Genomic DNA, 14,345 nt, shown 5'->3' on the forward strand with positions numbered 1-14,345 from the left:
CTACGCGGTGGCCACCGGAACCGCCAAGTTCGACCTCGGGGTGAGCCTCGTCGAGCAGTTCGGTCCGGCCGGGGAACCGGCGGGGATCGTCGGCGTGGTCGAGTACGCCACCGACCTGTTCGACCGCTCGACGGTCGAGGTCCTCGTGCGGCGCTGGACGCTCCTGCTGGAGGCCGTCACCGCCGATCCGGACCGGTCGATCGGGGGGATCGACCTCCTCGACTCCGACGAGCGGAGCCGGCTGCTGGAGCGGGGCAACGCGACCGCCCGCGAGGTGGCCGCCGTGCCGGTGCCGGAGGCGTTCGCGGTGCAGGTGGCGGCGACGCCGGATGCGCTCGCCCTGGTGTCCGGTGGTGCCGAGCTGACGTACCGGGAGTTGAACGCGCGGGCGAACCGGTTCGCGCATGCGCTGATCGCCCGGGGCGTGGGTCCGGAGCAGCTGGTGGCGGTGGCGCTGCCGCGTTCGGTGGAGTCGGTGGTGGCGGTCCTGGGTGTGCTGAAGGCCGGGGCGGCGTACCTGCCGGTGGATCCGGCGTACCCGCAGTCACGGATCGACTTCATGCTGGAGGACGCCCGTCCGGCGCTGATGGTCGATGACTCCGCCATGGTGGTCGAGGGCGACTGGCCGGAGACCGGTCCGGAGGTGGCCCTCGACGTCCGGCACCCGGCCTACGTGATCTACACCTCGGGTTCGACCGGCCGTCCCAAGGGCGTCGTGGTCGCCCACGGCGGCGTGGCGAGCCTGGTCGCTGCCCAGATCGAGCGGTTCGCGATCGAACCCGACAGCCGGGTGCTCCAGTTCGCCTCGCCCAGCTTCGACGCCTCGGTGTCGGAGATCTTCACCGCCCTGCTGCGCGGCGCGGCCCTGGTGCTGCCCCCGGCGGCGGAGCCGGTCGCCGCGCTGACCGACCCGGGCCTCGCGGTCACCCACGCGACCGTGCCCCCGTCCGTCCTGGCGGCCCTGCCGGAGGGCGCGGTGACGGTGTCGACCCTGGTGGTGGCGGGCGAGGCCTGCCCGCCGGAGCTGGTGGCGCGCTGGGCCCCGGGGCGCCGGATGGTCAACGCGTACGGCCCGACGGAGACGACGGTGTGCGCGACGATGAGCGACCCGCTGGCGGCGGGGGCGGGCGTGCCGCCGATCGGGCGGCCGATCGCCAACGCGCGGGTGTACGTGCTGGACGAGCGGCTGCGGCCGGTGCCGCCCGGCGTGCCCGGCGAGCTGTACGTCGCGGGCGCGGGTCTGGCGCGCGGCTACCTGAACCGGCCGGCCCTGACGGCCGGGCGCTTCGTCGCCTGCCCGTTCGAGGCGGGCAGCCGGATGTACCGCACCGGCGACGTGGTGCGCTGGCTGGGCGACGGGCAGTTGGAGTACGTCGGCCGCGCCGACGACCAGGTGAAGGTGCGCGGCTTCCGGGTCGAGCCCGGCGAGATCGAGACGGCCCTGGCCGAGCACCCCGCCGTCGCCCGGGCCGCCGTCCTCGCCCAGGACGACCGCCTCATCGGCTACGTCGTCCCCCACCAGACGGAGGCCCGCGACAGCGCCCTGGAAGCCGACCACGTGGGCGAGTGGCAGGACATCTACGACGCCCTGCCCATCACCCCCGAGGAAACCGCCTTCGGCCAGAACTTCGTCGGCTGGAACAGCAGTTACGACGCCAGCCCGATCCCCGCCGAGCAGATGCGGGAATGGCGCGACGCCACCGTGGCCCGCATCCTGGCCCTGCACCCCCGCCGGGTACTGGAGGTCGGCGTCGGCACCGGTCTGCTCCTCTCGCAGATCGCACCGCACTGCGAGACCTACTGGGCGACCGACTTCTCCGCCACCGCGATCGACGCGCTGGCCGCCCAGATCGCCCGGCAGGAGCAGCTGGCCGGACGCGTCGTGCTGCACACCCGCCCGGCGCACGACACCGACGGCCTGCCCGCCGGGCACTTCGACACCATCGTCATCAACTCGGTCGTGCAGTACTTCCCGTCCGCCGACTACCTCACCGACGTGATCGAAAAGCTGATGCGACTGCTCGCCCCCGGCGGCGCGCTCTTCCTCGGCGACATCCGCAACCTGCGACTGCTGCGCCCGCTGGCCACCGCCGTCCAACTGCACCGGGCCGCCGACGGCGCCGACCTGCCCGCCGTGCGGCGCGCGGTGGAGCAGTCCCTCCGGGTGGAGAAGGAACTCCTGGTCGACCCGGACTTCTTCACCGCCCTGCGGGAGAACGGCACGGACATCGGCGCGGTGGCCGTGGAGGTCAAGCGCGGCCGCCACCACAACGAGCTGACCCGCTACCGCTACGACGTGACGCTGCACAAGCAGCCGGTCACCCCGACGGCCCCGGACCGGTCGGTCGAGCTGGCGTGGGGGCAGCAGGTCGCCGGGCCGGCCGAACTGCGCGAGCTGCTCGCCCAGCCGTCCGTCGGAGTGCTGCGGATCACGGGGGTGCCGAACCGCCGCGTGGCGCGGGAAGCCGCGCTGGCCCGGGCGGTGCAGAACGGGGACGGCTCGCTCGCCGAACTGCTGGAACGGCTGCACGCCCCGGAGGACGCCGACCTCCCCGACCCGGAGGACTTCCACGCCCTCGGGTCGGAGTCCGGCCGCTCGGCGGTCGTCACCTGGTCGGCCGCTGCGGCGGACGCCGTGGACGTCGTCTTCACCGACCCACAGGCGCTCCACCGCTCTCCGGTCGAGGCCTACCGGCCCGCCCGGGCCACGGGCCAGGCGCTGTCCTCGCTGACCAACCGCCCGACCGGCGGCCGGGGCACCGGCGCCCTCCTGGGCGAACTCCGTGACTGGCTGCGGAGCCGGCTGCCCGATTACCTGGTCCCGTCGGCGTTCGTGGCGCTGGAGGCACTGCCGCTGACCGCCAACGGCAAGCTCGACCGCCGTGCGCTGCCGGCCCCCGACCTCGGTCCCGTCGCTGTCGGACGGGCGCCACGCACCCCGCAGGAGCAACTCCTCGCCGAGCTGTTCGCCGAGGTGCTCGGCCTGGCACAGGTCGGCGTCGACGACAGCTTCTTCGACCTCGGGGGGCACTCCCTGCTGGCGACCCGGCTGGCCTCCCGGGTCCGGGCCACCCTCGGCGCGGAGCTGGAGGTCCGGACGCTGTTCGAGAGCCCGACCGTGGCAGGGCTGGCGGCCCGCCTGGACGGCTCCGGAGCGGCGAGGCCCGCGCTGATCGTCCGGCCGAGGCCCGAGCGGGTGCCGCTGTCCTTCGCCCAGCGCCGCCTGTGGTTCCTGCACCGGATGGACGGGCCGAGCGCCACCTACAACATGCCGCTCGCGCTCAGCCTGACCGGCGAACTGGACCGCCCGGCCCTGCACGCCGCGCTCGCGGATGTGGTCGCCCGGCACGAGAGCCTGCGGACGGTCTTCCGTGAGACGGACGGCACGCCCCACCAGGTCGTGCTGAGCGCCGCGCAGGCGCACCCCGCACTGCCGGTGGTCGAGCTCGACGAGAGCCGGCTGGCGGAGCGCCTGGCGGAGACGGCGCAGTGCGGCTTCGACCTCGCGGCGGAGCCGCCGGTCCGGGCGGAGCTGTACGCCCTGGCCCCCGGGCGGCACGTGCTGCTGGTCGTGGTGCACCACATCGCCGCCGACGGCTGGTCGATGGGCCCGCTCTCGGGTGACCTCGCCGCGGCCTACGCGGCCCGCTGCCGGGGCGAGGCCCCGCAGTGGTCCCCGTTGCCGGTGCAGTACGCCGACTACAGCGCCTGGCAACGCGACCTGCTCGGTGACGCCGCCGACCCGGACAGCCTGTTCGCCCGGCAACTGGCCTACTGGAAGGAGGAGCTGGCCGGCGTCCCGCAGCAGCTGCAGCTGCCCGCCGACCGGCCGCGGCCGCCGGTGGCCTCCCAGCGGGGCGACCGGGTCGTGGTCCGACTGGACGCCGAACTGCACCAAGCCCTGCGGGACTTGGCCGCCGCGCGCGGCGCCAGCATGTTCATGGTGCTCCAGGCCGGACTCGCGGCCCTGCTCACCCGGCTCGGCGCCGGCACCGACATCCCGATCGGCAGCCCCATCGCCGGCCGGACGGACCAGGCGCTGGACGAGCTCGTCGGGTTCTTCGTCAACACCCTGGTACTGCGCACCGACACCGCAGGCGACCCGGGCTTCTCCGAACTCGTCGGCCGGGTCCGGCAGAAGGCGCTCACCGCGTACGACCACCAGGACGTGCCGTTCGAGTACCTGGTCGAGGTGGTCAACCCGGCCCGGTCGCTGGCGCACCACCCGTTGTTCCAGATCATGCTGGCCCTGCAGAACGCGCCGCTCGGCGAGTTCGCGCTGCCGGGGCTGGAGACCGGCCACCTGGAGGCGCCGACCGGGACCGCGCGGGTCGACCTGACCTTCAGCCTGGCCGAGCAGTTCCGCCCGGACGGCGCCCCCGACGGCCTGGTCGGCGCGGTGGAGTACGCGACCGACCTGTTCGACCCGGCCACCGTGGAGCTGCTGTTCGAGCGCTTGGCCCGGCTGCTGCGCGCGGCGGTCGCCGACCCCGACCGGCCGATCAGCCGGATCGACATCATGCCCGTCGAGGAACGCCGCCGACTGCTCGCCGGGTCCAACGGTGCAGTGGCCGAGCTGCCCGGAGCCGCGGTACCGGAGTTGTTCGCCCGCCAGGTGGGGGCCACCCCGGAGGCCGTCGCGGTCGTGGCCGGCGGCACCGAGCTGACCTACCGGGAGCTCGACCTGCGGGCCAACCGCCTGGCCCGGGCACTGGTCCGCCAGGGCGTGCGGCCGGAGACGCCGGTCGCGGTCATGCTGGACCGCTCGGCGGAGCTGGTCGTGGCGATCCTGGCGATCATCAAGGCCGGTGGCGCCTACGTGCCGCTGGACTCGCGCTTCCCCTCCTCCCGGATCGACCTGATCCTGCGGGAGAGCGGGGCGGCCCTGGTGCTCACCCAGGAGGTGACCACCGCGCTGGTGCAGTCCGAGGCCGCCGATCCCTCCGGCTTCGAAGTTCCCTGTGAACCCGGGCAGTTGGCGTACATCATGTACACCTCCGGCTCGACCGGTCGGCCGAAGGGCGTGGCCGTCACCCACCGTGACGTGGTGGGTCACGCGCTGACCCCCGAGTTCCGCGGCGGCGGACACGAGCGGGTGCTGATGCACTCCCCGACGGCCTTCGACCTCTCCACCTACGAGCTGTGGGTGCCGCTGCTCAACGGCGGCCGGGTCGTGGTCGCACCGCCGGAGCAGCTCGACCTCGACCTGTTGCAACACACGATCACCTCGAACGGGGTGACCGGACTGTGGCTCACGGCCGGACTGTTCCGCCTGGTCGCCGAGGAGCGCCCGGGCCTGCTCGCCGGGGTGCGCGAAGTGTGGACCGGCGGCGACGTGGTCTCCCCGGCCGCCGTCGCCAGGGTGCTGGCGGCCTGCCCCGGCATCGAGGTGGTCAACGGCTACGGGCCCACCGAGGCCACCACCCTGGCCACCTGCCACCCGGTGGGCGTCCTGCCCGAACACGCCGCGACCGTGCCGATCGGCCGGCCGATGGCGAACATGCGCGCCTACGTGCTCGACGACAGGCTGCGCCCGGTGCCGACCGGCATGGTCGGCGAGCTGTACCTCGCGGGGACGGGCGTGGCCCGCGGCTACCTCGGGCGGGCCGGCCTGACGGCGGAGCGCTTCACCGCCGACCCGTACGGGCCGGACGGGAGCCGGATGTACCGCACCGGCGACCTCGCGTCGTGGCGGGCCGACGGCACGCTGGACTTCGCCGGACGCGCCGACCACCAGGTCAAGCTGCGCGGCCTGCGGATCGAGCCCGGAGAGATCGAGGCGGTCCTGGCGGGCTGCCCCGGCGTCGCCCAGGCGGCCGTCGTCGCCCGGGAGGACCGGCCGGGCGACAAGCGGCTGGTCGCCTACCTGGTGCCCGCCCCCGAGGGCGCGCCCGAGGCGGGCGAGCTGGCCGGCCGGCTGCGCCGTGACCTGCCGGACTACATGGTGCCGGCGGCGTTCGTCACCGTGGACGCGCTGCCGCTGACCGCCAACGGCAAGCTGGACCGGGCCGCCCTGCCCGCCCCCGAGTACGGGGCCTCGGCCGCCGGGCGCGGACCCCGGACGCCGCAGGAGCAGCTGCTGTGCGGCCTCTTCGCCGAGGTCCTCGGCCGGGAGCAGGTGAGCATCGACGACAACTTCTTCGACCTCGGCGGGCACTCGCTGCTGGCCGCCCGGCTGGCCTCCCGGGTCCGCGAGACGCTCGGCCTGGAGCTGGGCCTGCGGATGCTGTTCGAGGCGCCGACCGTCGCCGGTCTCACCGAGCGGCTGCTCATGGACGATCCCGACGACGCGTTGGACGTGGTGCTGCCGCTGCGTTCGACCGGGACCGGGACACCGCTGTTCTGCATCCACCCCGGCGGCGGCATCAGCTGGTCGTACAGCGGACTGCTGAACCACCTCCGCCCGCAGCACCCGGTCTACGCCATCCAGGCGCGCGGCCTCGGCCGGCCCGAAACCCTGCCGACGTCCTACGAGGAGATGGCGGCCGACTACGCCGACCAGATCCAGAAGATCCAGTCGGAGGGCCCGTACCTGCTGCTCGGCTGGTCCGCCGGCGGGCTGATCGCCCACGCGCTCGCCTGCGAGCTGCAGTCACGCGGCGAACGGACCGCACTGCTGGCGATCCTCGACGCCTACCCGGTGAAGGACGTGCAGTTCGCGGAGGTGCCGGTGCCCACCGTGCGCGACGTGCTCGTCGGGGTGCTCGACGTCGACCCGGACGAGCTGGGCGACCAGGAGATCACCTACGCCGAGGTCGCCGAGGTCCTGAACCGGCGGGGCAGCGCGCTGGCCGGCCTGAACGAGCGACAGATCGAGGTGATCGTCGAGATCATGATCAACAACGCCAGGCTGGCGGTCGACTTCGTCCCCGGCGACTTCGACGGAGACCTGCTGCTCTTCAACTCCACGATCGACCGGGCCGAGGACAACGCGGGGCCCGAAATCTGGCGCCCGTACGTCGCCGGCCGGATCGAATCCCACGAGATCACCACCCGGCACGACCGGATGACCCAAACCGGCTCGCTGGCGCAGATCGGACCGATCCTGGCCGCCAGGCTCGCCGAGGCCACCGGTGACACCGATCGCGCCGATGGCACCGGTGACACCGATCGTGCCGATGGCACCACCACCCTTTCCCACCAGGAGGACTGACCCATGACCAACCCCTTCGACGACCAGGACGGCACTTTCCTCGTGCTCGTCAACGACGAGAACCAGCACTCGCTCTGGCCGCAGTTCGCGGACGTCCCGGCCGGCTGGACCGTCGTCCACGGCCCCGACACCAACGCCGCCTGCCTGGAGTACGTCGAGAAGTCCTGGACCGACATGCGGCCCAGGAGCCTCGCCGACGCCATGGAAGCCCAGCGGTAGCGCGGCCCGCAGTGAACCTGACCGACACCACGGACGAGGCCCGCCGCACGGCGGGCCTCGCCCCGCCCCACGACCTCGCCGCCGACCTGCTCACCCCCGAGGCCCGGCGGGACCCGTACCCGTTCTACGCCCGCATGCGGCGCGAGAGCCCTGTCCACCGCAGCGCCCAGGGCATCTGGTACCTCACCCGGTACGCCGACGTCGAGACGGCGCTCGGCGACCTGCGGCTGTCCAACGACCGGGACCGGATGACCCGTGCTTACGGCGGCCTGGGCGGCGATCTGAAGGCCCTCAGCCGGCTCTCCGACCGGCTCGGCCGGGTGATGACCAACACCGACCCGCCGGACCACGCCCGGCTGCGCAAGCTGGCCAACCGCGCCTTCACCGCCCGGCGCGTCGAAGCCCTGCGCGACGGCGTCCAGCGGATCGTCGACCGGCTCATCGACGAGGCGGTCGCGGCCGGGCCGACCATGGACCTGATCGAAGCGGTCGTCTCCCCACTGCCGATGTCCGCCGTCTGCGAGCTCTTCGGCATTCCGGACGGGGACCGGCCCCAGGTCAAGAGCTGGTTCCACCGCTTCGGGCGGCTGGGCGAGGACATCGACAAGTCCGAGGAGGCGATCGGGCAGTACGAGGAGTACCTGTCCGGGCTCATCCGGCGGCGCCGGCGTGAACCGGGCGACGACCTGATCAGCGCCCTGGTCGCCACCCAGGCGCAGGACGACCGGCTCACCGACTCCGAACTGCTGTCCACCTGCTTCGTCCTGATCACCGCAGGCGACGAGACCACCACCCACCTGATCGGCAACGGCGTGCTGGCCCTGCTGCGCCACCCCGACCAGCTGGCCCGGCTGCGCGCGGATCCGGGGCTGATCCGCGGCGCCGTCGAGGAGCTGGCCCGCTACGACACGGTGACCCAGGCGATCGTCCGGGTCGTCGCGCAGGACCTGGAGATCGGCGGGCAACTACTGCGCGAGGGCGAGCTGGCGTACCTGTTCCTCGGCGCGACCAACCGCGATCCCGAGCGCTTCGAGGACCCCGACCGGCTCGACCTGACCCGCCCCGGAAACCGGCACCTGAGCTTCGGCCACGGGCCGCACTTCTGCCTCGGCGGCCCGCTGGCCAAGCTCCAGACGGAGGTGGCGATCGGCACCTTGGTCCGCCGACTGCCCGAGCTGCGGCTGGCCGACGAGGCGGCGCTGGAATGGCGGCCCAACCCGCTGCAACGGCGGCTGAGCACCCTCCCGCTCACCCACTGACCATGAACGACGACGAAGGAGAACTGACCATGGCCCGAGAGTTCGAGGTCCGCCGGGAACAGGACCTGCCAGCCACGCCCGAGCAGGTCTGGGCCGCCGTCGCCACCGGCGCAGGCAACCTGGGCTGGCTGTACCCGATGGAGGTCGAGCCGCGCGTCGGCGGAAAGGCCACCCGGGGCGACTCCACCGTCGTGGCCTGGGAGCCGCCGCGGCACTTCGCCGTCCGGGCGACCCAGGACGGCGGCTTCTCCAACACGCTCAGCTACCGCATCGAGCCCGCCGACGGCGGATCGAGCCACCTGCGGATGGGGATCCACTGGGTGCACACGGGCATCGTCGACGAGGCCTGGATGTGGGACGCCAAGTCGGACGTTGCCGAGAAGCACGTCGACTTCTACCAGCACGGCCTCGCCGAGTACCTGCGCCACTTCGCCGGCCGCCCCGCCGTCTACGTCAGGGCCCAGCGCCCCGAACCCACCGCCGAACCGGCCGACTTCGCCGCGCTGCGCCGCCGCCTCGGCCTCGCCGACGACGCGGCCGTCGGCGACCGGGTGCCGCTCCACCTCCCCGGTGCGGACAGGGGCTCGGAGGAGGTGGTCGTGGACTGGCTCAGCACCGACTTCGTCGGTCTGCGCGGCCCGGACGCGCTCTACCGGTTCTTCAACGGCAGCACCTGGAACGTGCCGATCTGGCTCGGCCACCACCTGTTCGCCGAGGACACCGATGAACAGCAGGCCACCGCGGCGTGGACCGCCTGGCTCAACGACACCCAAGCCTAGGTCCCTGATGGAAACCTCAACGGAAACACTGCTCTACGCCGCCGAACTCGTCGAGGAGAACGGCACCTACACGCTCGTCGTCGAGGACGTGCGGCGGGGCGGCATCCAGACCACCCCGGTCCCCAAGGCCATGGTCGACAAGCTCCCGACCTTCCTCTCCGCGCTCGCCGCCAAGCTCGACCCGGCAGCGCCACCCCGCCGCTGGTAGATCTCCTGGCCCCTCACGAGGCCGGTGCCGGCCGGAAGCCACCGCTCCCGACCGACACCGGCCTCGCCGCCCCGGGCAGGAGTTGACGGCACACGCACCTCGGGATGGGTGATTCCGAACTCCAGCGGGGTGAGGCTGTGAGCTCAGGGACGTCGGTTACGTGATGCTCATGAGGTCGTCGAACCGCGGTGACACAACGGTCAAACGGCGTGAAAAGAGGCCTCCTAGCTTCTTCCGCATGACCTACGAACACCGAACGTCCCATGACCACGACACCCCTTCCGTTAACCGGGGCCTGCGCCGGGGTGGCGTCCTCTGCGCGGCCGTCCTCGCCCGGCACCGAAGGGCTGAAGAAGCCCTCAAGGATCCTGTGGATGGGTGACTCCATCGCCGTCGGGCAGGCCCAGCCGCTGGCCGCCGCGCTCAAGTCCACCGGTATCGAGCTCACCTCCATCGCCGCCGACGGCGGCGGCGCAGCGGTCGGGCCGGTGGCGATGTCCAGCGGCGACGTCGCCTCCCGGCTCGCGTCGGTTCGCCCCGACCTGGTGGCCTACCAGATCACCACCTATGACTGGGGTAGCCCACAGGCGCCGATGTAGGAGTCGGCGGCGGCCCGGCCTCGTCGCGCGCGTGCGCGCTACGGGGTCAGGGCACGGGCGCCGCGGCATCCGGCTTGGCCCGCCGACGTGCCGGCGCTACCGTGCCGCTGGTGGAGACACCCCGGTCCCGGAGCGACGTGAAGACCCCGGCCCAGGCCCAGGCCCTGGCGGCCGAGTGCGACCGCCGCGCCCGCGAGGCCGCCGCCCAGGCGCAGATGTACGGGCGGCTGCGCGACGCGGCCGCCGACCTGCCACGCCTGGCCGCCCTGTGGGACGACCTGGTGGCCCTCGACCGTCAGAAGATCTCGGCATTCGCTTGCAACGCAGTGACCGTGCCCAGCCGGTGAGCGGGCACCAGGAGTCCAGGATCACGTGCACGGCGAGCGGACTCGCGGCCCGGGCCGGGGCCACTGCGATCCCAGGGGCCACGGCGGGCGCGCGGTCCGCCAGGGCAATGTCGCCGGCGGTCACCCCGAACGCGAGATCGTCCTTCCGACCGCCCAGGCTGAGCACCGGAGAAGACGCGTGCGGCTCGTGCCGGACATCTGTGATCAACGGCGAGTCGTCACGGGTTGCGGAGCGACGGGCGGGCGCATTCGAAATATTCTCCTATTGACGAACACAATAACGATTTTCACCGCCCGTCGAAGGCGGCTTCCCAGGCCGAACCAATATGGCAATAAGGCCTATCGCATCGTCATGACATCCCGTAGTGTGTGGCAGCACGGCGAGGAGGCGTCGGCGCACTGCGGAGTGATCGCGAGTGACGCGCACGACTCGACCGTCGAATTGCATGTATGCCGCCCGGACGGCAGTCGTGACGAGAAGACAAATTCCCTCTCGAAATGAACTGAGCCGTTCGGGCAGGTCATTCGATGTGCATTCTGGCGCGACGGCCGTCCTTGGGCCACCCACTTCATGGCGGACTTTCAGACCTGGCGACCGGGAAAGGTATTGGCATGAGAACGTGGCACACAGCTGCAGGCGACCGGTGGTGACCATGGATTTCCTGATTCGCCCGCAGAGCGAGAACTGCCGCCGGATCGCCGATGCCTCCGACCACTGCCTCGTGGGCCTGAGTCCGTTCAACGGCTACTACACACCACGCCGGGTGGAGGCACTGGTCCAATGGGCGGCCGGACAGTTCAAGAGGGTCGACGTCCTGGTTCCCGGGTTCGAGGCGGCACACACCCTCACCGCCGCTGGCGTCAGGCCACTGGAGGCGGTGGGCCGTGTACGGCGGGCCGTGAACCAGCTCAGAAATCCCGCGGTGCTGGCCTTGTCACGTGCCGGCGTGTCCGCGCCGGAACAGCACGTGCACACCTGGACCCAGCTGATGAGCCGACCCGAGTACACGACGTTGCGCGAGCAGGCCAGGACGGCGTACCAAGCCGATGCCGCCCTCAGGGCGGCCTGCCGGGCGGTTGCCCGGGGAGCGGTCCGGTCCATCGTGGATACGGAGCCCGGCGAGGAGCAGGTCGACGCCTGCGTCAGTTATCCGATCGCCGAGTTGCCGCTGATCGTGGACAGCCCGTCGATCTTCGACGTGCCTTCTTCGGTGTTCGTCTACCACCGGCGGATCGAGCTCGCCACAGCCGTGCTCGCCGGCCCGGCGACAGGGCTGCGGTCGGCTGCACAGCAGGGGTTCGTCGTGGCCGAGCCCGTACTGCCGGACGGTTCGAAATGAGGCAGCTCAGGCAGCTCCCGATGCCGGCGGTAACACCGGAAGTACCGTTGAGGTTTCCCTTCACGCTGGGCCCCTTGGGCACACCTCCGCCCGTGATCCACTGGGCACGCCGACGGCGGCCGGTCTGCCCGGTCGAGCTTCCGGATGGATCCCGGCTGTGGATGATCTCCCGGCGGGACGACATCCTGCGAATATTCACCGACCCGGACCTCGTGCGGCTGAGCGATGCCGCTGGAGCACTTCCCTCTCCGGCCTGGATCAGCGGGGCAGCACGCTCGCGGGCCGGGCAGCCTAGCGCCGGGAATTGCGCGACGCGGGCGGTGGAATCCCACCGGGCGGCGATCGTGAAACAGACCGGTCTCGTCCTGGACGCCATGGAAACCGGGAACAACCCGGCCGATGTCCTGGAACAACTGGCGGCGCCGCTGACAGCCGCCGTGTGCCGCGAGGTCTTCGGGTTGTCATTCGATCCCCAGGAATTGCGGAACCTTCTGATCCAGGAAGATCCCCCAGGAAATTCGGCTATCAGGAATCCGGACCTGCACCCGCTCACAGACAACCTCCGGGACGGCCCCGTCCGCGGTGATGCGGCCGGTGCGCCCGTCAAAGCCCACGAACAGCGGGAGGCCGACACCGAACCGCCGCACACCGTGGTGACAGGCTTGCCCGTCCGGTGCGCGAGGTCACTCTTCTCGGCATTGCTGACCGGCCCGTTCACTCTCCTGCTCCACCCCAAACCGTTACGGGAGTGCCTGCGCGATCCGGTGCTGTGGCGGGCCGCAGCAGGGGAACTGCGCCGCTACCACCCGGGCACGGTACTCGGCCCCGCCCATGTCGCGCTCAGAGACCTGGAACTGCACGGCACCCTGATCAAGGCCGGAGACACGCTGTGCGGCTCGCCCCTCGGCGCGGCCTGGGACGAGGAGCACTACCCCACCCCGGCGAAATTCGACATCCATCGTCCGGTCGTCCGTCCAGCGGACTTCCGCACGAGCCTTGGACCCGTCACGGACGGCGACCTCGACCGGCTGGTTCTCACCATCGTCTGCCCCGCTCTGTTCGAACGCTTCCCACACCTGCGCCTGGCCGTGGAAGAACACGAGATTCCCTGGAGAAGCGATCTGACGTTCATCCGTCCGGCCTGTCTGCCCGTGGCCTGGTGACGGCCAACCCGGTGAGAGGGGAACACCATGCATTCGACTGCCCGCATCATCAGCGTCCTGTCCGACGAGTTCGCCCGGGACCCGTACGCCTGGTACCCCCAGCTGCGAGAGAACGACCCCGTCCACTACGAACCCGGCATCGGTGCTTACTTCCTGAGCCGGCATGAAGATGTCCGCCGGGTTCTGACCGAGGACCAGATCTTCACCACCCAGGCGCTGCGAGAGCGCGCCGAGCCGGTCATGCGCGGTCGCGTCCTGGCGCAGATGACCGGCGCCGAACACACCGCAAAGCACCGAACGATGATCCGCGGATACACCGGACCGATGCTGGAGAACCAGATCCCGCTCATCCGCCGCAACGTGGAGGAGCTCATCCGCCCCCATCTGCGGCGCGGCCGGTTCGACCTGGTGAAGGACTTCGGACAGCCGCTGGCCATCTGGGTCGCGCTGGACAGTCTCGGACTGCCCAAAGGCGACTGGCGCAATGTGCACTCCTGGTTCCAGGGCGTGGCCGAGTTCGTGACGAGCGTCACCCTGACCGAGGAGCGTCACCGGTACTGCGTCCAGTGTGCCCGCCGTCTGGAGGACTACCTGCGGCCCTTCATCGAGGAACGGCGCGAGAACCCCGGCCAGGATGTGATCTCGCTGATGTGTCACACGGAGTACGAGAGCGGACGGATGAGCCTGCACGAGGTCACGGCTCTGTGCCACAACGTACTCCTCGCCGCGACCGAACCGGCGGACAAGACACTGGCCCTGCTGTTCCGGCATCTGATCACCCGCCCCGATCAGATGGCCCTGGTCCGCAGCGATCCCGGGCTGGTGACCGCCGCCATCGCGGAGACTCTCCGCTACTCACCGCCCGTACAGCTGATCCCCCGCAGGACAGCGGAGAGCGTCGAGATCTCCGGTGTCGCCATACCGGCCGAGACCATGGTCTGGTGCATGCTCGCCGCGGCCAACCGCGATCCTCGTGCCTTCGAGCAGCCCGACACCTTCGAGCTCCAGCGCACCGACCTCGGTCCCGAACGGTCCTTCACCGCCGCTGCGACCCACTTCGGGTTCGGCGCCGGCATGCACTCGTGCGTCGGGGCGGCATTCGCGCGCAGGGAACTGGAGACGGTCGTGACCATGCTGCTCGACCTCATGGAGAACATCGGCTTTCCCCAGGACGCCTCCTACGAGGAGACCGGCTTCTACTCCCGCGGCCCCGAATCACTCATCCTCACATTCGATCCCACCGCGGCAGGCCGGCACCTGGCGGCCTGAACCACTGAA

The 14,345-nt window shown here is 71.5% G+C and carries 10 protein-coding genes; all 10 read left to right on the forward strand.

All coding sequences use genetic code 11. The annotated features are described in order from the left end of the window. Positions 1 to 7,153, forward strand: a 7,153-nt coding sequence (locus ACFWPT_RS34100) for an amino acid adenylation domain-containing protein (RefSeq protein ID WP_380486539.1), incomplete at its 5' end; no start/stop codon positions are given. Positions 7,154 to 7,156: 3 nt separating this feature from the next. Further along, positions 7,157 to 7,372: an MbtH family protein gene (locus ACFWPT_RS34105; RefSeq protein WP_380373401.1), complete on the forward strand. Its 216-nt coding sequence runs from the start codon at positions 7,157 to 7,159 to the stop codon at positions 7,370 to 7,372. Positions 7,373 to 7,383: 11 nt separating this feature from the next. Next, a complete protein-coding gene (locus tag ACFWPT_RS34110; protein WP_380486541.1) occupies positions 7,384 to 8,631 on the forward strand; it encodes a cytochrome P450 in 1,248 nt (415 codons plus the stop codon). A gap of 2 nt (positions 8,632 to 8,633) precedes the next feature. Next, positions 8,634 to 9,410, forward strand: coding sequence for an SRPBCC family protein (locus tag ACFWPT_RS34115; RefSeq protein ID WP_380486543.1), 777 nt, complete (start codon positions 8,634 to 8,636; stop codon positions 9,408 to 9,410). Between the two features lie 7 nt (positions 9,411 to 9,417). Next, positions 9,418 to 9,618 carry a hypothetical protein gene (locus ACFWPT_RS34120; protein WP_380486546.1) on the forward strand — a complete coding sequence of 67 codons (201 nt, stop codon included), beginning with the start codon at positions 9,418 to 9,420 and terminating at the stop codon, positions 9,616 to 9,618. 374 nt (positions 9,619 to 9,992) lie between these two features. Continuing rightward, positions 9,993 to 10,217, forward strand: a complete 225-nt coding sequence (locus ACFWPT_RS34125; RefSeq protein WP_380486548.1) for a hypothetical protein — start codon at positions 9,993 to 9,995, stop codon at positions 10,215 to 10,217. 110 nt (positions 10,218 to 10,327) lie between these two features. After that, the gene (locus ACFWPT_RS34130) at positions 10,328 to 10,564 is read left to right on the forward strand and encodes a hypothetical protein (protein WP_380373413.1); all 237 of its coding nucleotides are present in this window, start codon (positions 10,328 to 10,330) and stop codon (positions 10,562 to 10,564) included. Between the two features lie 653 nt (positions 10,565 to 11,217). Beyond that, positions 11,218 to 11,904, forward strand: coding sequence for a tRNA-dependent cyclodipeptide synthase (locus ACFWPT_RS34135; RefSeq protein ID WP_380486550.1), 687 nt, complete (start codon positions 11,218 to 11,220; stop codon positions 11,902 to 11,904). 92 nt (positions 11,905 to 11,996) lie between these two features. Continuing rightward, positions 11,997 to 13,067, forward strand: a complete 1,071-nt coding sequence (locus ACFWPT_RS34140; RefSeq protein WP_380373416.1) for a cytochrome P450 — start codon at positions 11,997 to 11,999, stop codon at positions 13,065 to 13,067. A 27-nt stretch (positions 13,068 to 13,094) separates the two neighbouring features. Then, complete coding sequence (locus ACFWPT_RS34145; RefSeq protein WP_380486553.1) at positions 13,095 to 14,336, forward strand: cytochrome P450; 1,242 nt, start codon at positions 13,095 to 13,097, stop codon at positions 14,334 to 14,336. Positions 14,337 to 14,345: the final 9 nt, after the last annotated feature.

Source organism: Kitasatospora sp. NPDC058478 (genome assembly GCF_042720345.1).
Taxonomy (GTDB): Bacteria; Actinomycetota; Actinomycetes; order Streptomycetales; family Streptomycetaceae; genus Kitasatospora.

Bases quoted from the DNA above. Each gene is read 5' to 3' on its own strand.
- ACFWPT_RS34115 (WP_380486543.1), top strand. From the start codon at position 8,634: ATGAACGACGACGAAGGAGAACTGACCATGGCCCGAGAGTTCGAGGTC.
- ACFWPT_RS34120 (WP_380486546.1), top strand. From the start codon at position 9,418: ATGGAAACCTCAACGGAAACACTGCTCTACGCCGCCGAACTCGTCGAG.
- ACFWPT_RS34105 (WP_380373401.1), top strand. From the start codon at position 7,157: ATGACCAACCCCTTCGACGACCAGGACGGCACTTTCCTCGTGCTCGTC.
- ACFWPT_RS34125 (WP_380486548.1), top strand. From the start codon at position 9,993: ATGGGTGACTCCATCGCCGTCGGGCAGGCCCAGCCGCTGGCCGCCGCG.
- ACFWPT_RS34135 (WP_380486550.1), top strand. From the start codon at position 11,218: ATGGATTTCCTGATTCGCCCGCAGAGCGAGAACTGCCGCCGGATCGCC.
- ACFWPT_RS34145 (WP_380486553.1), top strand. From the start codon at position 13,095: ATGCATTCGACTGCCCGCATCATCAGCGTCCTGTCCGACGAGTTCGCC.